We start from the raw sequence: 25,523 nt of genomic DNA on the forward strand, positions 1-25,523 counted from the left end.
GCAGACACGGGCTAAGCTCCCATTTTATACAGTTGGTTATGCCATGTCATGTAAGGGAGTTCCGCTACAGCGGCTTCGCCCTTAAGTCCTCGATGGCGGCTCGCGCTCTGCATCCTCAAAGCCATGCCAAACCTATTGTTTCGTATAAGCTAACGATTGATATTTTTATATAAGGCAAAAGGTCTCGCCCTAGCGAGGTAGGCCGACTGCGGCATCCTATCCGTGGGCCGCCGCGCTGTTACCGGAGGTTTCTCGCGCCTGATCGATGGGATTATTGGCTCTTCTTGCCGCCGGGCAGGAGAGCGGGTCCCCCCTGGCCTGCTCCGCCCTGACACATCTGCGGGGAGCTATGACGCGCCGTCAATATAATGGTTGGGCGCCGACCTTGCCTTCCATCGCATGCCAAGGTCGCGAATCTCGGCTTCGAGGCATTCGACATAAAGCCGTAGTGCCCGGCCGCCGGAGAAAACAAACTCGACGTATCCGGCCGGCGGTTCCGTTTGCTTAAATCCAATGTCCAGCAGATTGACGATGAGATCTTGGTTTTTTTGTTGAAATCCGAGACATGAGACTTTCAGAACGCGCCCGAAATGCAAGCCGGTGCGGGCACGCTCGCAGCATGGAGAGCCTGCCTTTTTTAAGGTGGCGCCAACCCAATCAAACCGCGAAGCGACCATCGCGAATTGCTTGGAGGCGGGCAAATAAGCCATGTCGCTGACCCGGATCAAAGCATCCTGCAAATTGGTAGAGATGACCGCCAGATCTTCGGCGTCGAAGGCAATCAATCGAGGAAGGTCGGGCATCGGCACCTCTTATTTCGATCTTCGGCCTTAAATTTTGCTTCCCGTCCGGCAGCGCGGACGCTTTTTACAGGGTTGATCTGGCGGATCTATGGAGACCCCTGATGTGTAGTTGGGATCTCGCAAAGTTGTTTTCAAGAAGAATAGCACTCGGTTCAAGTTAAAATATTGGGCACGTTGAGGAGGTGGCCCGCGCAGGCGGCAAGCGGTCCGCTCTGATCCTGGCTTGGCCTTCGCTAAGGATGCCATCCCCGTCAAAGGTCCCGGTCAAATGCGTTGCCAAATAAACCGTTACGCTTTTGTCGCGCCGGTTTTCTCGAAAACGGCATGGCAAAATCCCGCAAGACCGCTACATTGAAAGAATCCATGGCATCCCAGCGCCTAATGCATGTCCCGAAACGGTCAAAAGAATAATTTCGGGCAAGATGGGCGTCAACTTTTTGAATTTGAACGCGCCGTTCGAATTTGTGGGATTGCTTTCCGTATGCCACATCCAGACTGGATCGATGAAGACAGCAAAACCGCACATCGGCCGTGGCCGGGGGACCGCTTTGCCGGCCGCCGCTCCGAGTCTTTCTTCAGCGCCCGCGGCTTCTTCCCGCAGGGCGAAAACTTTTCCGGCACCTGCAACACAGCCGGAAAAACTCTTCGACGGCCGGGCGATCGTGATTCGCGGCGCCCGCGAACATAATCTGAAAAACATCGATCTGACGATCCCGCGCGACAAGCTCGTGGTGTTCACGGGCCTTTCGGGCTCCGGCAAATCCTCTCTTGCTTTCGACACCATCTATGCCGAAGGCCAGCGCCGCTATGTTGAATCGCTTTCGGCCTATGCGCGTCAATTTCTCGAGATGATGCAAAAGCCCGATGTCGATCAAATCGATGGCCTCTCCCCGGCGATCTCGATCGAGCAGAAGACGACGTCGAAGAATCCGCGTTCGACGGTCGGCACCGTCACCGAGATCTATGACTACATGCGCTTGCTGTTCGCCCGCGTCGGGATTCCCTATTCGCCCGCGACGGGTTTGCCGATCGAGAGCCAAACGGTGAGCCAGATGGTCGACCGGGTGACCGCCCTCCCCGAGCGCACCCGGCTCTATTTGATCGCGCCGGTGATTCGCGGCCGTAAGGGAGAATATCGCAAGGAAATCGCCGAATTCATGAAGCGCGGCTTTCAGCGCTTGAAGATCGACGGACAATTTTATGAAATCGCCGATGCGCCGGTCCTCGACAAAAAACTGAAGCACGACATCGAAGTCGTCGTTGACCGGATCGCCGTGCGTGGCGACATCGAAGCCAGATTGTCGGAAAGTTTCGAGACCGCGCTCGAACTCGCCGATGGCATCGCCATCATTGAATACGCCGATGAGACGGAGGCGAACGGCGCGCCGAAGCGGATTGTCTTCTCGTCGAAATTCGCCTGCCCGGTGTCCGGTTTTACAATCTCGGAAATCGAACCGCGCCTCTTTTCCTTCAACAATCCATTTGGCGCCTGCCCGCATTGCGGCGGCCTCGGCGTCGAACAGACGGTCGACCCAGAACTGATCGTCCCCAATCCCAAGCTCACGTTGCGCAAAGGCGCGATTGCGCCTTGGGCCCGCTCAAGTTCGCCCTATTATGTGCAAACCCTCGAAGCGCTTGCTAAGCATTTCAAGTTCCGGCTCGACACGCGTTTCGAGACGCTGGCGCCAAAAATCCGCGACATGATTCTTTATGGTTCGGGGAATGAGGCCGTTCGTTTTTCCTACGATGATGGTTTGCGCTCTTACGATGTCGTCAAGCCGTTCGAAGGGATCATTTCCAATCTCGAGCGGCGGTTTCGCGAGACGGAAAGCGAATGGGCGCGCGAGGATATCGCCCGCTATATGACGGCGACACCCTGCGCGGTCTGCGATGGCACAAGATTGCGGCCCGAGGCGCTCGCGGTGAAGATCGATGGCTGTCATATCAGTCAATTGACGGCACTCTCCGTGCGCGCCGCGCAAGATTGGTTCACACTTCTCCCCGGTAAGCTCGATTCCAAACGCGCCGAAATCGCCAAACGTATCTTGAAGGAAATTTCCGAAAGACTGTCGTTTCTCGTCGATGTCGGCCTTGGCTATCTGACGCTTGCCCGATCGTCGGGTACTCTGTCTGGTGGCGAGAGCCAGCGTATCCGGCTTGCCTCGCAAATCGGCTCGGGCCTGACCGGCGTCCTCTATGTGCTGGACGAGCCGTCGATCGGTCTGCATCAGCGCGACAATGCGCGGCTGCTCGACACCTTGCGGCGGCTGCGCGATCTCGGCAACACAGTCATTGTCGTCGAACATGACGAGGATGCGATTCTGGCCGCCGATTATGTCGTCGATGTCGGCCCGGGTGCCGGCATTCACGGCGGCGAGATTGTCGCGCGCGGGACCGCGGCCGAAATCATGGCGGATAAAAATTCGCTCACCGGTCAATATCTGACCGGCGCTCTGGAAGTCGCCAGTTTGGGCCGCCGGCGGCGGCCTGATCCCGGCCGCAATCTTGAAGTCGTCAACGCGCAGGGCAACAATCTCAAAAATATTTCGGCCGCGATTCCCATCGGGCTGTTCACCTGCGTGACCGGCGTCTCTGGCGGCGGCAAATCGACGCTGATTATCGATACGCTGTATAAAGCGGCGGCACGGCGCCTGAATGGCGCGCTTGAACACCCGGCGCCGCACACCCGGATCGATGGTCTCGAACATCTCGACAAGGTGATCGACATCGACCAATCGCCGATCGGCCGCACGCCGCGCTCGAATCCGGCGACCTACACGGGCGCCTTCACACCGATCCGTGAATGGTTCGCGGGCCTCCCCGAAGCGAAGGCGCGCGGCTATCAGCCGGGGCGGTTCTCCTTCAACGTCAAGGGCGGGCGCTGCGAGGCTTGCCAGGGCGATGGCGTGATCAAGATCGAGATGCACTTCCTGCCTGACGTCTATGTCACCTGCGATGTCTGCAAGGGGAAGCGCTACGGCCGTGAAACCTTGGAAGTGAAATATCGCGGCAAATCGATCGCCGATGTGCTCGATATGACCGTCGAGGAGGCCGCCATTTTGTTCAAAGCGGTGCCATCCATCCGCGAAAAGATGGAAACGCTCGCCCGCGTTGGCCTCGGTTATGTCAAGGTTGGCCAACAAGCCAACACGCTGTCAGGCGGCGAGGCGCAGCGGGTGAAGCTCGCCAAGGAGCTGTCGAAACGCTCGACCGGCCGTACCCTCTATATTCTCGACGAGCCGACCACTGGCCTCCATTTTCACGATGTCGCCAAACTCCTTGAAGTGCTGCACGAGCTGGTTGATCAGGGGAATACCGTCATTGTGATCGAGCACAATTTGGATGTCATCAAAACCGCTGATTGGATCGTCGATCTCGGTCCCGAGGGCGGCGATGGCGGCGGCGAGATCGTCGCCGCAGGCCCCCCTGAGGACATTGTAAAGACCAATGGGAGCTTTACGGGCCATTATTTGAAGGAAGCCCTCGACCGCCGCCCGTTGAGAAAACAGGCGGCGGAATGAACAAAGCCTGGCAGTGGCAAGTTCCAGACAAGCTTGGCTCGTCAATCTAAGAGAGGGCCCGGAAGGTCTGCGAAATCCGCATAGCAGCCTTCTAAATTCGAGGGTTGCATGTTTTTTTTAATTGCCTATTTTGCAATGCAACAAAACGAGAGCGAGGCAATTTCTGTTACACCTGCCCCGGTTTCGGCTTTGCAAAGTCTCTGATGATAATTTTCCTGCGTTCATGTCGGGTTAAGTGTGGCACGTGCGTTATACCTTTGAACGTCGGTTGTGTGATCGGCTGGCATTCAAAGTTGGTCATAGGAAAACCCAGATTGGGGTTGAAACTTGGTCAATATGATTGAGTTTTGTCCAATACGGCGACGTTACAAAGTCTCTAAGGCTCAGTCAAAGTTGTTTTGCTTCGGTAACTGTTAAAGCTCAGTCACGGTTTACTATAGTCGTCTAAAGCTCGAATGCGCCGGTGGGGCTCTGGCCGTACTTAAGCCCCCTCACCTGGCCAGAAGCGCCCGCCGATCCTCCCCGGCGGGCGCTTTCATTTTCCGGGCCGGCCGGGATCGCCGCCCTCCCTCCTCCGTTTTCTTTACCGCAAGATTTAGGATTGCGATGGCACCGTGGCGCCACCAATCGTCAAGTGAACGATTTCTGGGGGCCGGTTAAATCGCACCGGAATGTTCGAGGTGCCGAGCCCAGCCGAAATAATCATATGACGTTTCTTTTCCACGATGTGCCCGTAGATATGATCGACGTGGAAGTGTCTACGCACGAAATCCTCGGTAAGGGGCAAGTTCACCTGTCCGCCATGGGTATGGCCGCAAAGAGTCAAGGAAACGCGGTCGGGAATGCTCCTGAAAATATTTGGCTCATGGGCGAGAAGAATGATGGGCGCTGAGCCCTCCACTTGCGCCAAGGTTCCGGGCAGATCGGCAAGGCTCTTGGTCTGCCTCGGGCCGACGAACTCCCCTAGCTGATCGCCGAGACCGGCGATCCAAAAGGGCTGGCCCTCCTTTGAAACCCGCAATGACTTATTTTCGAGGACCTCGATCCCGGCAAAACGCAGGGCTTGGCGCACCCCCTCGGCGCCGTCGGCCGGCATCGAAGGAAGCGGGCCATGCCACCAATCATGGTTGCCGAGAACTGCGTAAACCCCGAGCGGCGCCTTAAGAATTGAAAGCGCCTCGCCCCATTCTTCCGGCATCACAGGCCCGGTCACAAAACGGTGACCGCCGGAAAAATCGCCGAGCAGGAAAATAATATCGGGGGCTAAATCATTGGTTAAATTGGCGATCCCCCGCACGCGGCTAGCGGGCATCCAAGGCTCGCAGGCATGAACATCCGCCAAAATGGCAGCCTTGACGGTCAATCCGGCAGGCCAGCGCGGCGGTGTAATACGGTAGGATGTAACGTTGAGGCGAAGAACCGGTTCAAACAGGACGGCATAAGAGCCAAGCCCCGCCGTCGCCAAAGCCAACCCACCGGCGCCCTGCAAAAAAAGCCGTCGGCTCATTCTGTTCATAAGAACATCTTACAGCAAAGCGGGGGAACCTTCAAACTGGAAGCCGGAGGGTTCCCCGCTGGCAATACGTGGCATCACGCCGCTTCGTCATCACGGAGGATGGCGGGGAGGTCCTTTCGGCTTGGCGCTGCCTTTTGCGGCTTGAGTGAGGCCGGCACTAACGCCGCCGCGACGGCGGAAATCCCAATTTCCCGATAGAGACGCGAGATAAGATCACGGGCGCCATTCGGAGTGGCGGATTTATCGGCAATTTTTTGGTCGTTACTCATTTTCATCATTCCAAATTGCAAGAGACGAGAGACAAGGTCCAAGGATCAAGTGATTTGTGGACCAAGTGAACTGTGCCGGCTTTTACCAAGCCTTCCGTCAGCATCATCATGTGGGTAGGAAGTTAATGCCCTGTAACCCCGCTTGCGCTCTTTTGTGAAATAAACCGGCCAATCGCCGCCATGAGAAATAGCATGTTAAGTTAAGAGCAGCTTCCATCCGCCTCGCTCACGCTATCTCACGGAGATTGCGCGAAACATTCGTCGCGCCGGAGTCATTGCCCAGCGTTAGTTCCGCCGCCGCGTTTCATGCCCGCGCCAGCGGTGGCGCCACAAATCCGCAGCCCGCGGATTCAAGCATCGCGGCGCAGGCGATCGCCGTCCGATCCTCCCGGTTCGCCGCAATGATTTGAACACCACGCGGCTGACCGTCCTTGCCAAGCATCACCGGAGCAACAGCAGCCGGCAACCCTGCGCCTGTGGCAAGGCACGCCCATGGCATCAAATCAAAATATGGCCTTAATATGCCATTGACCTCGATGACCCGGGCATGCGGATCGGGCCTAGGATCATGCCGGATCGCACCCGTCGGAGCCGGCGGGCATAGGACCACGTCGTAATTTTCGAAAAATCGCCCCCATGCTTCGTGCAGCCGCTGCCGCCGCGCCTGGATGTCGATAAAATCTTGCGTGGACAAGCGTATGCCACGCGCTTGCAAAGCGCGATGGGAGAGATCACCCTTCAAAAAATCGTGTTCCCGGTTCGCCAGCCGCTCGCGGGTTTTTTCCGGCAGCCCAATCCCAATCAGTGCATGAACGAGGACGGCCGAAACCTCCCAGGCTTCCTCAAAGGAAAATGCCGGGCGCGCGGCATCATCGACGATCGCGCCATTTTTCTCCAGCAGGAGCGCGGCTTTGCGAACGGCGTTTGCCACTGTTTCGTCCACGGGAGCCAACGGCTCGTCGAGCCAGAGCGCGACACGCAGATCCTGCGGCGATGTTTTCCGCGCCGGAAGCAAACTTTGAACTGGGATCGTGGGGAGCCGTGGTCCCGCCAAGACATCGAGCGCCAAACTCAGATCTGCGGCGGAGCGAGCGAGCGGCCCCGCGACGAGAAGTTCGGGATTGCGTTCGAGACGCATCTCCAGCGTCGGCGGGATATGGCCGTATGTCGCGACAACATTCCACGTTGTTTTCAGTCCAAACACGCCGCAGCAATGCGCAGGCCAGCGGATCGAACCCGCGAGATCCGAGCCAAGTTCGAGGGTGCTCATGCCCGTCGCGATGGCGGCCACCGCGCCGCCGGAGGAGCCGCCGGGAGAAAAATCCAGGTTCCAAGGATTATTGGTCGTCCCATAAACACTGTTGGCGGTCTGGAAGTCACCGGTCAGCAGGGGAACATTGGTTTTGCCAAGAATAATCGCTCCAGCGCCGCGCAGACGGGCGACCGCGCTGGCGTCCTCCTTTGGAAGGTAATTTTTCAGCGCCGGAGTGCCCACCGCCGTCACCATCCCCGCCGTCTCAAAACAGTCCTTGATTGTCACCGGCAAGCCTTCGAGGGGGCGTGCCTCGCCGCGCGCGATACGGGCATCGGACTCCGCGGCTGCGCGCCAAGCCGATGCCGCATCCATCTGCACGATTGCGTTCAACGCCGGATTGAGACGGGCGATCACGGCCAAAACCGCCTCAAGGAGATCGCGCGAGGAAAACTCCCGCCGCAGCAACGCGGCGCGAAGATTGACGGCGGAGTCGAGCACATTCGGCATGGAATCAATCACTAGGGATGGGCTGCGCAACTAGAGCGCCCAAGTTTAGACCGGTTTGTCCATTCTTTGGATTGTTCAACCTGGGGGCCGATTCTCATCGCATTGCAAGCTTGCTGGATTGGCCGGGCGGTTATAGATGAGGTGAGAGCTTTCTGTTTTCGTCATGCTCATACGCCAAAGGGCGAGATTCTATGCCGGATGTAATCACGGCTTCGCTTGAAGCCGCCATGGAACGTACAGCCGAGACGACGCTTGAGCGCATCGCCGCCGCGCGCCGTGCCCTCGAGACCGTCATCTTTGGCCAAACGGAGGTGATTGAACAGGCTCTGATCACGCTTCTTTCGGGCGGCCATGGCTTGCTTGTCGGGGTACCAGGTCTCGCCAAAACGAAACTTGTCGAAACGCTCGGCATTGTGCTCGGCTTGGATGCGCGGCGTGTCCAATTCACGCCCGACCTGATGCCCGCCGATATTCTTGGCTCCGAAATCCTTGAAGAAGCTGCCGGTGGGCGCCGGAGCTTCCGCTTTGTGCGGGGACCCGTTTTCGCGCAATTGCTCATGGCCGACGAAATCAACCGGGCCAGTCCTCGAACCCAGTCCGCGCTGCTTCAGGCGATGCAGGAATATCATGTCTCCGTCGCCGGTGAGCGGCATGATCTGCCCCGCCCGTTCCATGTGCTCGCGACACAAAATCCGTTGGAGCAAGAAGGCACCTATCCCTTGCCCGAGGCCCAACTCGATCGCTTTCTGATGCAAATCGATGTCGACTATCCCGATCGCGCGGCCGAGCGCCGGATTCTGATCGAGACGACCGGCGACACAGGCAACGAGGCAAAACCGGCGATGACGGCCGAGGATCTCATGGCGGCGCAACGGCTGGTGCGCCGGCTGCCGGTCGGTGACAGTGTGATCGAGGCCATTCTCGATCTTGTCCGCCAAGCACGTCCTGGTGAAGGAGACCTTGCGATCACCCGGCAGATCTCCTGGGGGCCAGGCCCCCGCGCGGCACAAGCCTTGATGCTGGCGACCAGAGCCCGCGCGCTGCTCGGCGGCCGGCTCTCGCCCTCTCTCGACGATGTGAAGGCTCTCGCGGTCCCAATCCTCAAGCACCGCATGGCCCTCACTTTCGCAGCCCGGGCCGAGGGTCTCAGTGTCAGCGACGTGATCGGCCAGCTGGCCGGGCGGTCCGGCTAACCGATGATCAGCGTCCGGCTCCTGAAAAGAAATGAAAGCCGCGCCGGGCGTTCTCACCAAAACCATGCGCTCGAATTGGCGCAGCGGTTTCCTGGCCTTTGTGCAAGTGCGAAAGAAATTGCGGCGAGCGTTATGCATGGGGTGCATGGGCGCAGGCGCGCAGGCACCGGCGAAACTTTCTGGCAGTTTCGTCCCTTCGCCGCGGGCGAAGCGGCAAACCGCATCGATTGGCGCCGCTCGGCCAAGGATGACGAACGCTTTTATGTGCGTGAGCGCGAGTGGGAAGCCGCGCACACCGTTTTCATTTGGATCGACCGCTCGGCTTCTATGTGGTTTGCCTCGCAACTGGCGCTGCAGCCGAAAATCGACCGGGCCCTCGTGCTTGGCCTCGCAGCCGCCGATGTGCTCGTGCGGGGCGGCGAGCGCGCCGGTCTGCTCGGCCTCACCCCCGCCTTCGCGGTCCGTCACATCGTCGAGCGCTTGGCCGAAGTGTTGCTGGCGCAAGAAAGCGCTGCAGCCTACGTTCCGGAAGAATTGCCCGCGCGCATGTGTCTGCCGCTGGGTGCCCAGGCCATTTTGATCGGCGACTTTCTTGCCGAACCGGCACTGATCGCAACCACGCTCGAGGCCATCGCGGCACGCGGTGCGCGGGGCCATCTTATTATGATCGCTGATCCTGTCGAGGAGAGTTTTCCATTTACTGGCAACACGGAATTCGTCGATGTCGATACGCCGGCGCGTTTGCGTGTCGGCCAGGCGGAGACATTCCGGCAAGACTACATCCGCCGCCTCGCCGCGCATCGTGAGGCGATCGCCGCGGCGGCGCGCGCCCGCGGCTGGAGCTTCGTGGTGCACCGGACAGACCGGCCCGCCACAGAGGCGTTGCTCGCCTTGCGGTTTCATCTTGATGCCAATCAAGGGTTTACTCCGCATGAGCAGCGCGGGGTGGTTCGCTGATGTCTCCCATACCCCTCGCTTTCACCTATCCCTTCGTCCTCGCCGCGCTTGCCGGCTTACCGCTTTTGTATTTTTTGCTGCGCATCACGCCGCCGCGCCCGGTGCTGGTGCCCTTCCCGCCCCTGCGGCTTATTCTCGGTTTGCGTCCGGCCAGCGAGACCGCCCGCCACATACCTTGGTGGCTGCTGCTGTTGCGTCTCATCATCGCGGCTTGTCTCATATTCGCGATGGCCGGACCCGTGTTGAATCCTTTGGCGGTGGAGACGCAAGCCGGACCGCTGCTGATCGTTTTGGACAATGGCTGGCCGGCGGCACCGAGCTGGGAGCAAAGAATTTCCGCGGCGTCCCGGCGGATCGAGGCTGCCGGCCAAAATTCGCAGCTCGCCGCCGTTGTCGCGATATCGGAAGGGCCACGCGAGATCCTGCCCCTCGATGCGGCCAAAGCGCAAGACCGTTTGCGGGCTCTCAAACCCGTGCCCTATCTTCCCGACCGGCTGCCGGTTCTGGCGGCGATCGAAAAATATGCCACCACGCATCAAAAGCCGAATATCGCCTGGATCGCCGACGGGCTGGATCGCGGCCATCTCTCAGAATTTGCTGGCAAGCTGGCAAACCTCTCCAATGAACGAACGCTGGTGACGGACAAAACCAGTCTTCGCGCTCTGGCGGGGGCGCAAAACCAAACCGGCCAGCTCGAGGTTCGAGTGCTCCGCGCGGGCCTTGCGGGTCCTGAACAATGGCTTGTCCATGCGCTTGACCGCAAGGGTCTGCAACTTGGCGAAGCCCCCTTCAACTTCGCCGGAAAAAGCGAGGCGCTCGCCAAATTCGAGATGCCGGTCGAACTGCGCAACGAGATCACTCGCCTCGAAATCACGGGAGACCGTTCGGCGGGTGCGGTTTTTCTTCTCGACGAGCGCTGGCGCCGCCGCCGCGCTGGCCTCGTCAGCAGCGAAACCCTCGACGTCGCGCAGCCCCTGCTCGCGCCTGCCTATTATTTGACGAAAGCGCTTTCTCCCTTCGCCGATTTGCGCCAGGCAAGTGCTTCCGCGACCGATCCGGTGCAATCGCTGCTTGATGACCATGTCGCGACCCTGATTCTCGCCGACGTCGGCGTGGTGCCTGGTGAGACGCACAACAATCTTGCGCGTTTTGTCGAGGACGGCGGCATTCTCGTGCGTTTTGCCGGATCCCATCTCGCGGGGGCGTCCGACGATCTCGTTCCGGTCCGCCTGCGCCGGGGCGGCCGGGTCCTTGGCGGCGCGATGTCCTGGGATACGCCAAAAAAGCTTGCGCCCTTCGACCGTGACAGCCCATTCTTCGGCTTGAACGTACCGGCCGAAGTCACCGTCACGCGCCAGGTTCTGGCCGAGCCAGATCCTGGACTTTCGGGCAGGACGTGGGCGCGGCTTTCGGACGGCACCCCGCTGGTGACCGCCGCGCGGGAGGGCAAGGGGATGATCATTTTGTTCCATGTCACCGCGGACACGACCTGGTCGAACTTGCCCTTGTCGGGATTGTTTGTCGACATGCTGCGCAAAATCGTCGCCTTGTCTGGGGAAAACGCGAAGGCTTCCGGGAGCGAGACCGCCGCGCCGCCACAGGCCTCGCAGGCGAGCGCCCTGCCCGCTAACCGGACACTCGATGGCTTTGGGGTTCTCGGGCCGCCGCCGCCGGACGCCACCGCTCTTCCCGCCGGATTTGAAGGCGAGGCCTCGCCGGAACATCCGCCGGGGTTTTACGGTCCGCCCGATGCGCTTGTCGCGGTCAATGCGTTGGGACCGCAGGAGACACTCATTCCGGCCGATTACTCCGGCTTTGGCTTCATCACGGAACCGTTGAACGCCAGCGGCCCGGTCGATCTCAAGCCGTGGCTCATAGCCGCCGCCTTTCTGTTGTTCTCGGCCGATTGCTTGGCCTCGCTTTGGCTCTCCGGAGGGTTGCGCAAAGCCACGCCAGGTGCTCTTGCCTCTGTTGTTTTGCTCGGCGCGGCCTGCGTCCTGTTGGCGATCCCGGGCAAGCTTGCGGCGGAACCCGCGGCGAGCCATTCTTCCTCCGATCTGGCCTCCGTGCTTAAGACAAGGCTTGCCTATGTGGTCAGCGGCGATGCCCGCGTCGACGAGGCGACCCGGCAAGGCCTTGCCAGCCTCTCGCAGGTGCTGGCGCGGCGCACGTCGCTGTCGCCCGGCGATCCGGCCGCGATTGATCCCGCCCGCGACGAATTGAGTTACTATCCGCTTCTCTATTGGCCGATCGTCGCGACAAAACCACAGCCGCCGCGCGAGGCGGTCGCCAAGGCCGCCGCTTTTATGAAACAAGGCGGCACGATTATTTTCGATACGCGCGACGCGCTGACCGCGCGTCCTGACGGGCCGCCGACGCCGGAGGCCAAATGGCTGCGCACCCTGCTCGATGGCGTCGATGTGCCGGAACTCGAACCCGTTCCCGCCGATCATGTGGTGACCAAAACCTTCTACCTCCTCGATGGGTTCGTTGGCCGCTACACGGCCGGCGCGACTTGGATCGAGGCGCTGCCGCCCGCTCCCGCCGACGGCGGCCTGCGTCCAGCGAGAGCTGGCGACAGCGTCTCGCCGGTCATCATCACCTCGAACGATCTGGCGGCGGGCTGGGCGAGCGACCCTGATGGCGAAAGCCTCTATTCGCTGGTGCCGGGCGGCGATCGCCAGCACGAACTCGCCTTGCGCGGCGGCGTCAATCTCGTGATGTACACGCTCACCGGTAATTACAAATCCGATCAGGTCCATGTGCGCGATTTGCTGGAGCGGCTGGCGCATTGAGGTGGTTGCTGACGGGTCAGCTTTGATTTCGTCCGCTTGGTACCAACGGCAGACTTTGCGGAAATCGAAAACAGTGAAGGTTATAAGGTGCGAAGTTGGCGGATACCCTCACCCAGGATCAGAGAAGCGAACGTATGGGCCGAATCCGCAGTAAGGATACGGCCCCGGAGATTATGGTTCGAAAGGTTGTCCACAAGATTGGTTACCGCTTTCGACTCCACCGAAAGGACCTTCCTGGTTGCCCCGACCTTGTTTTTCCTCGGTCGCGCAAGGTGATCTTCGTTCATGGGTGCTTTTGGCATCGCCACCCCGACCCAAATTGCCGTCTTGCCCGTCTCCCCAAAACGCGCCTGGACTTTTGGGAACCCAAACTATCCGCGAATCACCGCCGCGATCAGCTCAGTCAGGCTGTCCTGTCGGCCGCAGGGTGGCAAATTTTGATTGTGTGGGAATGCGAGATCGGTAATAAAGAACAATTAGAGAACAAACTAATTCGTTTCTTGGCGGGGGACACATGCGGGCAATTGAGCTTTTCGCGGGAGCCGGAGGCCTCGGAATCGGCGTGAGCAGGGCTGGGTTCATTCCAGCCGAGGTAATCGAATGGAATCGTTGGTGCTGCGACACCATCCGCGAGAATAAGGCCCGTGGAATTCTACCCGTCGCCAAGTGGCCCCTCGTCGAGGGCGACGTTCGCAACATCAATTTCCAGCGTCACGAGGGCCGCGTCGAACTGGTCACCGGCGGCCCTCCATGTCAGCCATTTTCGCTCGGCGGTAAGCACCGCAGTCATAATGATGTTCGAGATATGTGGTCCGAGGCCGTCCGTGCCGTGCGCGAGACAAAACCCAAGGCGTTCATTTTCGAGAATGTGAAAGGCCTCACTCGAGAGACCTTCGCCACCTATCTTGCCTATATCGTTCATCAACTTAGCTATCCCGAACTGACCTGCGGCAGCGGCGAATCCTGGACCGATCATCTTGCCAAGCTGGAATGCCATCACATAGCTGGAAGCAGCTGCCGTGGTCTTTCCTACCGCGTAGTTTATCGTGTCCTGAACGCGGCCAACTACGGCATTCCACAGCGCCGAGAGCGCGTGATTTTTGTTGGCTTCCGCAGCGATCTTGGAATCGAATGGTCATTCCCGGCAGCGACGCATTCCCTTGACGCGCTGGCATGGCAGCAATGTCGTTCTGGGGGATATTGGGAACGACACGGCGTGAGCCGCCGACAGCGGATCGTATCGCCGCGGTTCGAGGAACGCGTCGAATGCCTTGCATCGAAGCCAATGGCGTTGCCCTGGCGCACCGTGCGCGACGCGATTGGCGACCTACCGGACCCGGAGCTTGCCCCCTCGCTAGCCGCGGAATTTCTCAATCATCGCTTTCAGCCTGGCGCTCGGTCCTATCCCGGTCATACCGGCAGCCCACTCGATGAACCGGCCAAGACCTTGAAGGCGGGCGTGCATGGCGTTCCTGGCGGGGAAAATATGTTGGCAAGGCCAGATGGAAGCTTGCGCTATTTCAGCGTCCGCGAAAGCGCGCGCTTGCAAACCTTCCCCGACGACTTCCGGTTTCATGGCTCGTGGTCAGAGACTATGCGTCAACTTGGCAACGCTGTTCCCGTCGAACTTGCCACCCTTATCGCCAACAGTGTCCGGGCTCACCTCGCCGCGGCAACGGCACCGGAGCGCAAACAATGAGGGGCTTCGTCGAGTTTGAATTCGACCTACCCGACGCATTGCTAACAAGTTTGGTAGATGTTTTCGCCCACATGGAAGGAGCGGCCTTGGTCGCTGTCAATGTTGCCGAGATTCCTGAGGCCCAGGGCGTTTATCAGCTTCTCTTGCGCGATCAGATTGTCTATATCGGCAAGACCGACGCCGAGGCTGGCCTCCGCAAGCGGCTTGAGCGCCATGCTCGCACGATCCAACACCGCCGCAACCTCCATCCCGCCGAGGTGGCGTTCAAAGCCGTGCGCGTGTTCGTGTTCACCGCAATGGATCTTGAGGCACAGCTCATCCGTCATTACGGGAACGTAGCTCCAGTACCGTGGAATTTCAGTGGCTTCGGTTCAAACGATCCTGGCCGTGAGCGCGACACGACGAATATCAGGCCAGAGGGCTTCGATGCTCTCTATCCCATCGATATTGACCGCGATCTCGACATCGTGTTGCCTTCGACTGCACAGGCGTCCACGATCATCACTGCCATGAAGGACGCACTGCCGTACACGTTCAGGGTAGAGGGCCAGAGCAGGGGTAGTCGACGCCCGCATGCCGAGATCGAGTCAGCGACGGTCTTACTTCCTACGGGGCCGCATTCCACTCGGGCTGTGATCGATGCCATTATCCGCGCGCTCCCGTCGGGCTGGCAAGCGACCGCCCTCGCCGGTCGAGTTATCATGTACCGAGAAAACCGTGAATATCCTTTTGGGACGGTTATAGCTCGATCGTGACTGATCTTTTTGGCCATGTGCTGGACTTACTGGAGCGCTTAGCGCATTAAACCTCACGCCATGCCGCCAACAAAACCTTCCGTCTTGCTGTCATGGACCAGGGCGACGCGCACCGCGCCCCGGCAGACGCGGTCCGAACAGCGAAGGGTGTGCTCCACCTCGTCGAGATAAGCCTGCGTCAGTTCCGGGTCCCGCATCAAAGCCGCCGACGCCTCGTAACGGCAAAGGCCGCAGCGTTTGCAGGTCACTTCAAGCCGCGTGGCAGCGTCGAGATCGGCGAGCTTCAGATCGGTTTTCCAGTTCATGGGCTCACCAGAAGTCCTCGGCACGCGGAATGCGCGTATAGCTGATTTTGCCGCCGGCATAGCCGCCGGGCGGCGGCACCCATGGGCCAACGCTGACCAGCGTGCGGCCATATTTGCTATTGAGCGCATCGATAGCCCCGGTGATGCGCTCCCACTGGCGGCGGATGGGGTCATCGTCGAGTAGCATGTCGAGCTGGCGCTCGCTGGCGCGGGTCAAATCGAACAAAGTGACGCCAAGACGCAGGATGCGTGTCTGCGGCGGCAGAAGCGCGCGGGCTTCATCCCACAACATCTCAAGGGCGGAGAGCACTGCCTGGTCGTCGTGGACCCCCGGCAACCAGCGCGCGTGCTGCCAGGCGCCATCACGCAAGTCCAGCCAAAGCGCGAGCCGTCCGGCGTTCCAGCCGTCGCGGCGCATCCGCCGCGCGGCCTTGGTCAACAGCAGCCGGGCCGCCGCGCGGGCATGTTCAAGGGTGCGGCAGGCGGGCGGCAGCACCCGGCCATGGCCATACATGGCGCGACCGGAGGGCGGCGTTTGCACATCATACCCATGCAGGGCGTACCAAAGCCGCTCCCCCGTCACATTGCCCCACAGCTTGCGCATGTGCTTGGGCTCGGTGGCGAGCAGGCCTTCCATCGAAACGATGCCCGCGCGGCTCAAATTTTGTTCCATCCGGGAGCCGACGCCGGGAATATCCTTAAGTTCGAGCCGCAAAAGCGGCGCTGGCATGTCCTTGGGATGCCACGCCATATTGCCGTTGGGCTTGCCCGCCTTGCAGGCCATTTTCGCCAATTGCCGGTTGGCGGCAAAGCCGATCGAGCAGGTGATATGAGGGCCGATCGTGTTCGCAATGCGCGCCTTGATCCGCTCCCCCAGGACCTCTGGGCTCTCCCGGTCGGCGGCGGCGATCCGGCAGGTCAGCTCGTCGATGGACTTGACCGCCTCGACCGGAATGACAGCGGAAATCTCCGAAATCAGCGCATTGTGGGCGCGGCGATAAAGATCGGGCGACTGCGGCACGAGGAGGATGTCCGGGCATCTCTCTCGCGCCTCGGCGATGGACATGACGTTTTTGACACCGCGCAGCTTGGCCTCGCGGGAGCAGGCAATGACGCAGGTGTGCTCGGCCTCGGCGAAGGGCACGACGCCGACCGGCCTGCCGCGCAAATGCGGACGCGCCTGCTGTTCGACCGACGCAAAGAAGCCGTCGAAATCGAGATACAAGCGTTCGATTTGAGCCGGCCGGCGCATGCCATGGTCTCGCAAGGAAGAAAACGAACTAGAACATAAAGTGAACATTCGAGTCAAGTCAATGCTTCTTGACTTCTTGCGCTGGCCGGGGCGCCGATCAGGAAGAGTCCTGAAAACTCTAGGAGGTTGAAGCGATCTTAAGACGGCTCAGCAAATCAGGCATGCACACGCGCCAGTGGGGCTTGGTCCATGCAGGTCTAAAGTGTGCGCTACGTTCCAGAACAAATTCGCGGTGCGGAATATTGAATAGGAAGACCGGCAAAAGTTCAGCGAGCCAGTCATCCAAGGCATTTCTTATAAAAGTATAAGCTCATCGTTTTGGAGAACCACAATGCAAGGATATGCGGGACTTTCCAAATCTATCACGAAGCTATTTTTTAACATCCGCCGCCCCGTTGTTGCAGCGAGCATGTTGCCGGTTTTTCTAATCCTATCCGGGCCCGCTTGGGCGAATGAGTTGACCGGAAGGTGGAGCGGCACGCTCACTGGCACGCAAACCTACCCCGCCCAGTTTACGTTCAGCGACGCAGGATACTTGGTCCTCACCTACATCGACAAAAGCGGCCAGGCCAAAGAGGTGGAGCTCATCGAAACTGGTCAGCAAATTCAATATGTGCCGCGCGGAGGCGGTGTCAAAACTCACGTGGTGGAATCCGTCACGCCGCGGCCGGACGGTCTCACGCTCGTTCTCAGCACCAAGTATGAGCGGGCCAGAGATGGATATCTTCAACAGCAGTTGACCGTTGATTCCTATGACATAGTGTTGGATTCCGAAGGGCTCAAGACGCAGTTCGTGACGCAAACGGCTCCGCATTTCGGCCTGACAGGCGAGGTCACCGAAAACCGCGCTGAAGGGATCCTGCAAAAAATTAGCGATTGACAAGCGGCTGTCCACGACGACGCCAGGAGTTGATTGCCATGCCAAGTTTTTTGAAGGGCGCGCGGCAATGCGCCAACTTACAAGTTTGCCGTGCAATCGCACGCGGCTTCGGCCAGCAAGAGTCTAAGGCCTTGTGCAATTTTTCTTGCCAATCGTACCAAAACGTTTCACGTGAAACATTTTGGTGCGATTGAAACGCCCAAAAACATGTCCGGTTATTCGGTTTGTGCGTCGCGATCTAGCGCGTCTTGCCGAGAAACGCCGCGAAAGCGGCGCGGGCTTCGTCAGACTGCATCGCGATGGCAAACAGCCGCGCCTCTTCCGCGATCCGCGCTTGAATGTCTTCTGAGCCCCCGCGCATCAAGCGGCGCGTCGCGGCAATCGCCGCGCGAGGTTTTGCCGCAAGCCGCCCTGCCCGTTCGAGTGCGACCCCGTGCAGCTCATGCGCCGGAACGATGGCATTGGCGAGCCCAAGCCGCAGGGCGTCGTCCGCACCGAATGTTTCTCCAAGCAGCAAAAACTCGGCCGCTTTCGCCATGCCGATCCGGCGCGGCAAAAGCAATGAAGACGCCGCCTCCGGCACGAGACCGAGATCGACGAACGGCATACGGAACAGTGTGTCCGGCGCGGCATAGACGAGGTCGCAATGCAGGATCATCGTCGCACCGATGCCGATTGCGATACCATCGATTGCCGCGATCAGCGGTGTTTCGCAAGCCGCGAGAGTCTTGATGAATGTGAAGGCCGGGAATTCCTTGAGTGCGGTAGCCCCATCGAGGAAATCGGCGATGTCATTGCCCGCCGTGAATATCCCGCCCGCCCCGGCAAACACGACGGCACCGATCGAAGAATCGCGGTCTGCTTGCCGCAAAGCCTCTGTCGCTGCTACATACATCGCGCCGGTCAGCGCGTTCTTTTTTTCCGGACGGTCAAAAGTCACGCAGAGGACTGCGCCGGCCTGCACAATCCTGACGTTGGGCATTTTCGTTTGCATCAGAGGTCCAGCGCGGCAGCGGCCGTATGCACGGAGCCAGCGCCACGTGTGACGGCTCGTTCGAGACCGCTCGCGCCCGTGGCGATATTCTCGGCGAAAAACCGCGCCGTCGCGATCCGCGCTCGCAATGCCGGATCGCTGCTTCCCGCAGCGGAGAGCCGCTGCGCGGCAAGCGCGCCCTTGGCCAAAGCGGTGCCACCGCGCGCGAGCGCAAAAAGCCGCAAATAGGGTGTCGCGCCAGCGAGCGCGTCGCTGGGCTGCGTCTTGGATGCCTCCAATAGGAAAAGCGTGGCGCGTTCCAAAGAGTCTACGGCGTCCACCAAGCATGTATTCATATCGCCAAAACTTTCGGCATTGATTTCACTCGCCGCCACAAGCGACGCTCGCATGTCGGCAATTTCCCGGCGCACCGTGTCGCCCTCCGATAGCCCAAGTTTTCGCTGCACGAGGTCGATGGCTTGAATGCCATTGGTACCTTCGTAGATAGCTGCAATCCTCGCGTCGCGGAGAAATTGCGCGGCGCCGCTCTCCTCGATGTAGCCCATGCCGCCATGCACCTGAATCCCGAGCGAAGCCACCTCATTGCCAATGTCGGTGGAAAACGCCTTGGCGATGGGCGTCAACAAGGAGGCCCGTGCCAAGGCGTGTTCCCGCGCAACTGCATTTTTTTCGCGGCGCGACCGGTCGATCGACTCCGCCGTCAAGAGACAGATGGCCCGCGCCGCCGCCGTCATGGCTTTCATCGTCATCAGCATGCGCGCGACGTCAGGATGCAACACGATGGGACTCATCGTCTCGCTTCTGTCGCCGGCAGCATGACCCTGGCGTCTATCTTTTGCGTAGGCGAGCGCTTGTTGAAACGCACGCTCGGCGATCGCGACCCCTTGGACGCCGACATTGAGCCGTGCGCTGTTCATCATGGTGAACATGCAGGCGAGTCCCTTATTTTCCTCGCCGATGAGAAAGCCCACCGCGCCGCCGTGATCGCCATAGACCATCGTACATGTGGGCGAGGCATGGATCCCGAGCTTGTGCTCCAGCGAGGCGCAATAAACATCGTTGCGCGCGCCGAGCGTGCCATCGGCATTGACAAGAAATTTCGGCACCAGAAAAAGCGAGATGCCGCGTGTTCCCTTCGGCGCATTCGGCAAGCGCGCGAGCACGAAATGGACGATATTGTCCGTCATATCGTGCTCGCCATAGGTGATGAAAATCTTGGAGCCGACGAGCTTGTAGGTGCCATCCGGCTGACGCTCGGCCCTGGTTTTGAGCCCGCCCAAGTCGGAGCCCGCCTGCGGCTCCGTCAAATTCATGGTCCCGGCCCATTCGCCGGACACGAGCTTGCCGAGATAGAGGGTCTTCAAGGCTTCGGTTGCGTGCGATTGCATCGCTTCGATCGCACCCAGCGTCAGCAGCGGGCAGAGGCTGAACGCCATATTCGCCGCATTCCAAATTTCGATGCAGGCTGTATTGAGAAGCACCGGTAAATCAGTGCCGCCATAGCTGGAGGGACCGGTGATCGCGTTCCATCCCCCAGCAGTCCATCGCCGGTAGGCCTCGGCAAAACCTGGCGCGGCCGTGACTTTGCTTGCGTTTAATTTCGCACCATGCTGATCGCCAATACGGTTCAAGGGTGCGAGGATGTTTTCGGCAAATTTCCCGGATTCGGTCAGCGTCGCCTCGGCAAATCCCTCGGCAAGATCCGCATAGACCCCGTCTTTATGCGCCAGATCGATCCCCACCTCATGAACCATGCTGAAAAGAATATCGGCAACGGGCGCGCGATAGGTCATCGAGGTCTCCGTAAATGATCTGAACCGGGCGCGTTTGTCCTATCCCGGTGGCAAACGAATCAACGCACGGCAAAGATGCATAGGCTCCTCTACATCCAGTCTCCTCTATATCAAACCCCCTGTGACCCTGATGCGCTCAGGCCACTTTTAAATTCGCAATATCCCGTTGTGCGGCGCTCAGGGCCAGTGCCTTTGGCTCTGGCCCAATGGCGACGCCCTCGGCGCGCACAATCTCGATATCCGGGACGCCGATGAAGGCAAAAACGGATCGCAGATAGGTTTCTTGATGTTCGGCCGCCGCTGCTGGCGCCCCTTGGGAATAGATGCCCCCACGCGAGGACGCGATCACCACGCGTTTGCCCCATGCAAGCCCTTCGACGCCATTTTCCGTATAGCGAAAGGTTTTCCCCGCGACGAGGAACCGGTCAATCCATGCCTTAAGCTGACTGGCGATCGCGAAATTATACATGGGTGCGCCAATGACCACGACATCGGCTGCAAGGAATTCGTCCAAAATCTTGGCGCTGAGCGCGAGATCCTGCTGGACTTCCACGCTCGGGTTACCCGCTACCTGTTGCTGAGCGCCAAAAATGGAGCCAGACAGATGCGGCACGGGCTCGGCCGCGAGGTCCCGGTAGGTGACTTCCAAATCCGGTGTGGCTTCACGCAGCTTGGCAACGACACCGGCGGAAAGCTGCCGGCTGACGGAATGACCGCCGAGAATGCTGGAGTCGACGTGGAGAAGTTTCATGGCATAGTGCCTTTGCTGGTATATGTTTGTAACTAGCGCTATATGCGTGCCTAGCTGGAAGCCGCGCAAGGAGGCACTTTTTTGGAACCTGGTCACAAGCATGTGCCCGGCGAATGCAGCCGCATCGCACCCGTCCTATCGAGGATCGGCGACAAATGGACGATTTTGGTCGTCATGCTTTTGGGAGACGGCCCAATGCGCTTTAATGAGCTGCGCCGCCGTGTTGGAGGTATTTCCCAACGGATGCTCACGCTCACCGTTCGCGGGCTGGAGCGCGACGGTTTTCTCACTCGGACCGTGTTTCCGACGATTCCGCCGCGCGTCGATTACGAACTGACCCCGCTCGGGCATTCGCTGCTGACGCCAATCCAGCAGCTTGGAAGCTGGGCCATGCAAAACATAGATTTGATTGAAGATGCGCAGCGTAGTTTCGATCATGCTTCGGAAAGAGATGCCGCCGCAAAAGCCCCGCTTCCAGCCGCGGGAATGAATGGCTTCAAATGAAACGCGAACGCAGCTCTGCTCTCTCGCCTTTGGCACGGACAATCGCCGCCGACGTGGCTGGAATTGCTAAGGCGGCGGCAATGATCCGCGCGGGCGGTCTTGCCGCGTTTCCGACCGAGACCGTTTACGGTCTCGCGGGAGACGCGACCTCGGACGCAGCTGTCGCCCGAATTTTTGCGGCGAAGGCAAGACCAAGTTTCAATCCCCTGATCGCGCATGTCGCAAGTCTTGACGCGGCCCTGGAACAGGGCACTTTCCGCACCGAAGCTCTGCAACTTGCCAAGGCATTTTGGCCAGGTCCGCTCACTCTGGTGGTCCCATTGGCGCCCGGCGCGACGGTTTGTTCAACCGCACGTGCGGGTCTGGACAGCGTCGCCCTGCGTGTGCCGGTCCACCCGGTTGCGCTTGCATTGATTTCGGCCGTAAGGCGGCCCTTGGCGGCGCCCTCGGCCAATCGCTCTGGCCGGATAAGCCCGGTGACCGCCGCTCATGTCGCGGCGGATCTCGGCAATTCGATCGACCTTATTCTCGATGGCGGACAATCAGCGATGGGTCTTGAATCGACCGTCATCGCCTGTCTCGAAGATGGCCCGCGCTTGTTGAGGCCGGGCGCAATCGCGCGCCGCGAGATTGAAGCGGTGCTCGGCCACGCGCTTACCGAATCTGCCGGTCCGGCCGCGCTTCGATCCCCCGGAATGCTGGCCTCCCATTACGCGCCACGTGCGAAACTCCGGCTTGAGGCGAAGGAGTTGGAAAGCTGCGAGGCGGGCCTTGATTTCGGCGGCGTTTTTGGCGGGCGAGAAAATGTGCGGGATCTCTCGGCAAGCCGCGATCTTAAGGAAGCGGCCGCAAATCTTTTCGCGTTTTTGCATGAGCTCGATGCGCTCGGTCCTGCCCGCATCGCGGTTGCGCCGATCCCTCACGAAGGTTTGGGCGAAGCCATCAATGACCGACTGGCGCGCGCGGCGGCACCGCGCGGCGCCTCATAATTCCCTCACATATTCGGATAGTTCGGGCCACCGCCGCCTTCGGGAGGCACCCAATCGATGTTTTGTGCCGGGTCCTTGATGTCGCAGGTCTTGCAGTGGACGCAGTTCTGCGCGTTGATGACGAAACGCGGATCGCTCTTGGCCGCCTCGTTGCCATAGACCACTTCATAGACTCCCGCCGGACAATAGAGCCGCGCCGGTTCGCCATATTCAGGCAAGTTCCGGGCAATGGGAATCGAAGGGTCCTTCAGGTGCAGATGACAAGGCTGGTCTTCTTCGTGATTGGTGTTTGAAACAAACACCGAAGACAGCGTGTCGAAGGTGAGCTTACCATCCGGTTTTGGATAGCGCAGCGGCGTCACGTCAGTAAGCGGTTTCAAGCTCGCATAGTCGGGTTCCCCGTGCCGCAAAGTGCCGAACGGCGACCTCCCAAAAATTTCGTTGATCCACATATCGAACCCGCCAAGCGCAATGCCCGCCCGCGTTCCATATTTCGACCACAGTGGTTTGGCGTTGCGGACCTTGTAAAGATCGCGGCCGATGGCCGAGCTGCGCCACGCGTCCTCAAAGGCGGTCAGCTCATCATGCGCGCGTCCACTCTTGAGTGCGGCAGCGGCATGTTCGGCCGCGAGCATTCCCGAATAAATGGCGTTGTGCGAACCTTTGATGCGCGGCAGATTCACAAAGCCTGCTGCGCAACCGATGAGGGCACCGCCGGGGAAGACGAGTTTTGGCACCGATTGCCAGCCGCCTTCGGTGATCGCCCGCGCGCCAAATGAAATCCGCTCGCCGCCTTGGAAAAGCGGCGCGATCTTGGGATGCGTCTTGAAACGCTGAAATTCGTCGAAGGGCGAGAGCGACGGATTTTCGTAGTTCAAATGGACGACGAACCCCACGGCGACGAGCCCGTCCTCGAAATGATAGAGAAACGAACCGCCGCCCGTGCGATTGTCGAGCGGCCAGCCAAAAGAATGCTGGACGAGACCCGGCATGTGCAATGACGGATCGACACGCCAAAGTTCCTTCAGACCGATGCCGAATTTTTGCGGCTCGCACCCGGCGTCGAGATCAAACTTGGCGATCAGTTGTTTGGCGAGCGAGCCCCGCGCGCCTTCTGCGATCAAGGTATATTTGCCACGCAGTTCCATGCCCCGCGTAAAACCGCTCTTGAGCTGTCCATCGCGGGAGACGCCCATGTCACCCGTTGCGATTCCCAACACCTCGCCAGCCGGTCCACGCAGGATTTCGGTCCCGGCGAATCCGGGAAAAATATCGACGCCCAGCGCTTCTGCCTTCTTGCCGAGAAAGCGCACCACATTGCCGAGCGAGCCGATGAAATTGCCATGATTGTTCATCAGGCGCGGCATGATGAAATTAGGCAGCCGGAGTGCGCCCGTTGGGCCCAGCACATAGAACCGGTCCGCCCTCACTTCGGTCGTGAGCGGCCTGTCTTTATCAGTACGCCACTCGGAAAGGAGCGCGTCGAGCGCGCCAGGATCGATGACCGCGCCGGACAAAATATGGGCTCCGAGTTCGGCGCCCTTTTCGACGACAACCACGGACAGGTCCGGATCGATTTGTTTAAGGCGAATCGCTGCGGCAAGGCCAGCGGGACCGGCGCCGACGATCACGACGTCAAAATCCATGCTTTCGCGCGGCGGCAATCTGATTCCTGCCTCGGTCATCGCATCTATCAGGTTTAATCAAACGCCAAAAACGAAGCGATAGGCGTATATGATCGCGCATTGAACTTCAATGCGTGGGCGGATTGTCTATATAGTGTGGCAGCGCCATTTAGCCTGCAGAATGCTGACTGGAGTCGATACTTTATGGTTCCCTGCCTCGCAAATGAACGGTTTTGGCCGTGACCCAGCGGTTGGCCGGACTGCTTCGTTGGTATGCCGATGTGGGCGTCGACCTCGCCGTTGATGCGGTGCCGCATGACCGCTTCGCCGAGACCCCGGCAAATAGCGAGGTTACCTCGTATGCAAGACAGCCGGCCCCGCCGCTGCCATCTGCTGCCGCAGCCGGCCCGCGGGTCATGCGCGAAGCCCCCCCCGCCCTCACGGCCGGTGCCATCGAGGCGGCCGCGCTCGACTCTGCCGCCGCCGCGCAAAATCTCGACGATCTTCGCGACAGCCTTTCACGCTTCGAAGGTTGCGGCCTGAAGGCCACCGCCACCCGGCTTGTCTTTGGGGACGGCAATCCGGACGCAGAGATAATGATCGTTGGCGAGGCGCCCGGCGCCGATGAGGACCGGCAAGGCGTGCCTTTTGTCGGCCGCGCCGGACAATTGCTCGATAAAATGCTGGCATCGATCGATCTCGACCGCAGCAAAGTTTATATCGCCAATGTCGTGCCCTGGCGGCCGCCTGGCAATCGCACCCCGACGCCGCTTGAAACGGCGGCCTGTCTGCCCTTCACCCGCCGCCAAATCGAGCTGGTCGACCCGAAAATTCTGGTCTGCCTTGGGGCGGCGGCGGCCCAAACCCTCCTTGGCACTAAGGAAGGAATTATGCGGATGCGTGGGCGCTGGCTGTCTTATGCGGGGGGCGGGAAGGACATTCGGGCCGCCGCTCTACTGCATCCGGCCTATCTCTTGCGGCAGCCCGCGCAAAAAAGGCTGGCATGGCAGGACTTGCGGATGCTCGCCAAGGAAATCAAGCGCTTACAGCTGTTCGTGAATGACTAATGAATTGAAAGCTATGTGATAACAAAAATGCGATGACCATTACATTCACCTCAAATGGGTGATGTTGAGTTCAATCAATTATCATTAACCTCC

21 protein-coding genes are annotated in these 25,523 nt (G+C 59.8%); 11 read left to right on the forward strand and 10 right to left on the reverse strand.

The annotated features are described in order from the left end of the window. Positions 1–347 precede the first annotated feature (347 nt). The gene (locus tag QEV83_RS01340) at positions 348–803 is read right to left on the reverse strand and encodes a DUF2948 family protein (protein ID WP_280129507.1); all 456 of its coding nucleotides are present in this window, start codon (positions 801–803) and stop codon (positions 348–350) included. A gap of 503 nt (positions 804–1,306) precedes the next feature. Here QEV83_RS01340 and uvrA point away from each other — a divergent pair. Beyond that, complete coding sequence (gene uvrA, locus QEV83_RS01345; RefSeq protein WP_280129508.1) at positions 1,307–4,324, forward strand: excinuclease ABC subunit UvrA; 3,018 nt, start codon at positions 1,307–1,309, stop codon at positions 4,322–4,324. Positions 4,325–4,919: 595 nt separating this feature from the next. Here the strand turns inward: uvrA and QEV83_RS01350 are convergent. The 3 genes from QEV83_RS01350 to QEV83_RS01360 all read right to left on the reverse strand — a co-directional run bounded on the left by QEV83_RS01350 (position 4,920) and on the right by QEV83_RS01360 (position 7,871). Then, on the reverse strand, positions 4,920–5,831 hold the full coding sequence (locus QEV83_RS01350; RefSeq protein ID WP_280129509.1) for a metallophosphoesterase: 912 nt from the start codon (positions 5,829–5,831) through the stop codon (positions 4,920–4,922). An 83-nt stretch (positions 5,832–5,914) separates the two neighbouring features. Then, entirely contained in the window at positions 5,915–6,109 is a 195-nt protein-coding gene (locus QEV83_RS01355) for a hypothetical protein (protein ID WP_280129510.1), read from the reverse strand. A gap of 304 nt (positions 6,110–6,413) precedes the next feature. Next, positions 6,414–7,871: an amidase gene (locus tag QEV83_RS01360; protein ID WP_280129511.1), complete on the reverse strand. Its 1,458-nt coding sequence runs from the start codon at positions 7,869–7,871 to the stop codon at positions 6,414–6,416. A 191-nt stretch (positions 7,872–8,062) separates the two neighbouring features. Between QEV83_RS01360 and QEV83_RS01365 the strand changes: the two genes are divergently transcribed. The 6 genes from QEV83_RS01365 to QEV83_RS01390 all read left to right on the forward strand — a co-directional run bounded on the left by QEV83_RS01365 (position 8,063) and on the right by QEV83_RS01390 (position 15,270). Beyond that, positions 8,063–9,064: a MoxR family ATPase gene (locus QEV83_RS01365; protein ID WP_280129512.1), complete on the forward strand. Its 1,002-nt coding sequence runs from the start codon at positions 8,063–8,065 to the stop codon at positions 9,062–9,064. A gap of 132 nt (positions 9,065–9,196) precedes the next feature. Beyond that, positions 9,197–10,021 carry a DUF58 domain-containing protein gene (locus QEV83_RS01370; RefSeq protein ID WP_348273248.1) on the forward strand — a complete coding sequence of 275 codons (825 nt, stop codon included), beginning with the start codon at positions 9,197–9,199 and terminating at the stop codon, positions 10,019–10,021. Continuing rightward, entirely contained in the window at positions 10,021–12,816 is a 2,796-nt protein-coding gene (locus QEV83_RS01375; protein ID WP_280129514.1) for a DUF4159 domain-containing protein, read from the forward strand. The genes QEV83_RS01370 and QEV83_RS01375 overlap by 1 nt, the downstream gene beginning before the upstream one ends. 134 nt (positions 12,817–12,950) lie before the next feature. Next, the gene (locus tag QEV83_RS01380; protein WP_280130941.1) at positions 12,951–13,382 is read left to right on the forward strand and encodes a very short patch repair endonuclease; all 432 of its coding nucleotides are present in this window, start codon (positions 12,951–12,953) and stop codon (positions 13,380–13,382) included. After that, a complete protein-coding gene (locus QEV83_RS01385) occupies positions 13,331–14,515 on the forward strand; it encodes a DNA cytosine methyltransferase (protein ID WP_280129515.1) in 1,185 nt (394 codons plus the stop codon). Before QEV83_RS01380 ends, QEV83_RS01385 begins: the two co-directional genes overlap by 52 nt. Then, positions 14,512–15,270 carry a GIY-YIG nuclease family protein gene (locus tag QEV83_RS01390; RefSeq protein ID WP_280129516.1) on the forward strand — a complete coding sequence of 253 codons (759 nt, stop codon included), beginning with the start codon at positions 14,512–14,514 and terminating at the stop codon, positions 15,268–15,270. The genes QEV83_RS01385 and QEV83_RS01390 overlap by 4 nt, the downstream gene beginning before the upstream one ends. Positions 15,271–15,323: 53 nt before the next feature. Here the strand turns inward: QEV83_RS01390 and QEV83_RS01395 are convergent, their stop codons facing one another. Further along, a complete protein-coding gene (locus QEV83_RS01395) occupies positions 15,324–15,575 on the reverse strand; it encodes a hypothetical protein (protein ID WP_280129517.1) in 252 nt (83 codons plus the stop codon). A gap of 4 nt (positions 15,576–15,579) precedes the next feature. After that, positions 15,580–16,827 (reverse strand): type VI secretion protein ImpB, encoded by a 1,248-nt coding sequence (locus QEV83_RS01400; RefSeq protein WP_280129518.1) that lies wholly within the window; start codon positions 16,825–16,827, stop codon positions 15,580–15,582. Between the two features lie 457 nt (positions 16,828–17,284). On the opposite strand from QEV83_RS01400, the gene QEV83_RS01405 reads away from it, so the two are divergent. Further along, positions 17,285–17,707, forward strand: coding sequence for a hypothetical protein (locus QEV83_RS01405; RefSeq protein ID WP_280129519.1), 423 nt, complete (start codon positions 17,285–17,287; stop codon positions 17,705–17,707). Between the two features lie 238 nt (positions 17,708–17,945). Here the strand turns inward: QEV83_RS01405 and QEV83_RS01410 are convergent, their stop codons facing one another. From QEV83_RS01410 to QEV83_RS01420, 3 genes are all read right to left on the reverse strand, one after another. Further along, complete coding sequence (locus tag QEV83_RS01410) at positions 17,946–18,701, reverse strand: enoyl-CoA hydratase-related protein (RefSeq protein ID WP_280129520.1); 756 nt, start codon at positions 18,699–18,701, stop codon at positions 17,946–17,948. After that, the gene (locus tag QEV83_RS01415) at positions 18,701–20,494 is read right to left on the reverse strand and encodes an acyl-CoA dehydrogenase (RefSeq protein ID WP_280129521.1); all 1,794 of its coding nucleotides are present in this window, start codon (positions 20,492–20,494) and stop codon (positions 18,701–18,703) included. Before QEV83_RS01415 ends, QEV83_RS01410 begins: the two co-directional genes overlap by 1 nt. Positions 20,495–20,630: 136 nt before the next feature. Further along, positions 20,631–21,245 (reverse strand): NAD(P)H-dependent oxidoreductase, encoded by a 615-nt coding sequence (locus tag QEV83_RS01420; RefSeq protein WP_280129522.1) that lies wholly within the window; start codon positions 21,243–21,245, stop codon positions 20,631–20,633. An 81-nt stretch (positions 21,246–21,326) separates the two neighbouring features. On the opposite strand from QEV83_RS01420, the gene QEV83_RS01425 reads away from it, so the two are divergent. Further along, positions 21,327–21,749 (forward strand): helix-turn-helix domain-containing protein, encoded by a 423-nt coding sequence (locus QEV83_RS01425; protein ID WP_280129523.1) that lies wholly within the window; start codon positions 21,327–21,329, stop codon positions 21,747–21,749. Beyond that, positions 21,746–22,738: an L-threonylcarbamoyladenylate synthase gene (locus QEV83_RS01430; protein WP_280129524.1), complete on the forward strand. Its 993-nt coding sequence runs from the start codon at positions 21,746–21,748 to the stop codon at positions 22,736–22,738. The genes QEV83_RS01425 and QEV83_RS01430 overlap by 4 nt, the downstream gene beginning before the upstream one ends. A gap of 5 nt (positions 22,739–22,743) precedes the next feature. On the opposite strand, the gene QEV83_RS01435 is transcribed toward QEV83_RS01430, so the two are convergent. Next, positions 22,744–24,423, reverse strand: coding sequence for an electron transfer flavoprotein-ubiquinone oxidoreductase (locus tag QEV83_RS01435; RefSeq protein WP_280129525.1), 1,680 nt, complete (start codon positions 24,421–24,423; stop codon positions 22,744–22,746). A 179-nt stretch (positions 24,424–24,602) separates the two neighbouring features. On the opposite strand from QEV83_RS01435, the gene QEV83_RS01440 reads away from it, so the two are divergent. Beyond that, a complete protein-coding gene (locus QEV83_RS01440; RefSeq protein WP_280129526.1) occupies positions 24,603–25,430 on the forward strand; it encodes a uracil-DNA glycosylase in 828 nt (275 codons plus the stop codon). Positions 25,431–25,523 lie beyond the last annotated feature (93 nt).

The organism is Methylocapsa sp. D3K7 (assembly GCF_029855125.1).
Classification (GTDB): Bacteria; Pseudomonadota; Alphaproteobacteria; order Rhizobiales; family Beijerinckiaceae; genus Methylocapsa.

Excerpts from the sequence above, each read along its gene's own strand:
- QEV83_RS01410 (WP_280129520.1), bottom strand. The coding sequence starts at position 18,701 with ATGCAAACGAAAATGCCCAACGTCAGGATTGTGCAGGCCGGCGCAGTC.
- QEV83_RS01415 (WP_280129521.1), bottom strand. The coding sequence starts at position 20,494 with ATGACCTATCGCGCGCCCGTTGCCGATATTCTTTTCAGCATGGTTCAT.
- QEV83_RS01350 (WP_280129509.1), bottom strand. The coding sequence starts at position 5,831 with ATGAGCCGACGGCTTTTTTTGCAGGGCGCCGGTGGGTTGGCTTTGGCG.
- QEV83_RS01360 (WP_280129511.1), bottom strand. The coding sequence starts at position 7,871 with ATGCCGAATGTGCTCGACTCCGCCGTCAATCTTCGCGCCGCGTTGCTG.
- QEV83_RS01380 (WP_280130941.1), top strand. The coding sequence starts at position 12,951 with ATGGGCCGAATCCGCAGTAAGGATACGGCCCCGGAGATTATGGTTCGA.
- QEV83_RS01395 (WP_280129517.1), bottom strand. The coding sequence starts at position 15,575 with ATGAACTGGAAAACCGATCTGAAGCTCGCCGATCTCGACGCTGCCACG.
- QEV83_RS01375 (WP_280129514.1), top strand. The coding sequence starts at position 10,021 with ATGTCTCCCATACCCCTCGCTTTCACCTATCCCTTCGTCCTCGCCGCG.
- QEV83_RS01435 (WP_280129525.1), bottom strand. The coding sequence starts at position 24,423 with ATGACCGAGGCAGGAATCAGATTGCCGCCGCGCGAAAGCATGGATTTT.
- QEV83_RS01385 (WP_280129515.1), top strand. The coding sequence starts at position 13,331 with ATGCGGGCAATTGAGCTTTTCGCGGGAGCCGGAGGCCTCGGAATCGGC.
- QEV83_RS01340 (WP_280129507.1), bottom strand. The coding sequence starts at position 803 with ATGCCCGACCTTCCTCGATTGATTGCCTTCGACGCCGAAGATCTGGCG.
- QEV83_RS01400 (WP_280129518.1), bottom strand. The coding sequence starts at position 16,827 with ATGCGCCGGCCGGCTCAAATCGAACGCTTGTATCTCGATTTCGACGGC.
- QEV83_RS01355 (WP_280129510.1), bottom strand. The coding sequence starts at position 6,109 with ATGAGTAACGACCAAAAAATTGCCGATAAATCCGCCACTCCGAATGGC.
- QEV83_RS01365 (WP_280129512.1), top strand. The coding sequence starts at position 8,063 with ATGCCGGATGTAATCACGGCTTCGCTTGAAGCCGCCATGGAACGTACA.
- QEV83_RS01430 (WP_280129524.1), top strand. The coding sequence starts at position 21,746 with ATGAAACGCGAACGCAGCTCTGCTCTCTCGCCTTTGGCACGGACAATC.
- uvrA (WP_280129508.1), top strand. The coding sequence starts at position 1,307 with ATGAAGACAGCAAAACCGCACATCGGCCGTGGCCGGGGGACCGCTTTG.
- QEV83_RS01420 (WP_280129522.1), bottom strand. The coding sequence starts at position 21,245 with ATGAAACTTCTCCACGTCGACTCCAGCATTCTCGGCGGTCATTCCGTC.
- QEV83_RS01370 (WP_348273248.1), top strand. The coding sequence starts at position 9,197 with ATGCATGGGGTGCATGGGCGCAGGCGCGCAGGCACCGGCGAAACTTTC.
- QEV83_RS01390 (WP_280129516.1), top strand. The coding sequence starts at position 14,512 with ATGAGGGGCTTCGTCGAGTTTGAATTCGACCTACCCGACGCATTGCTA.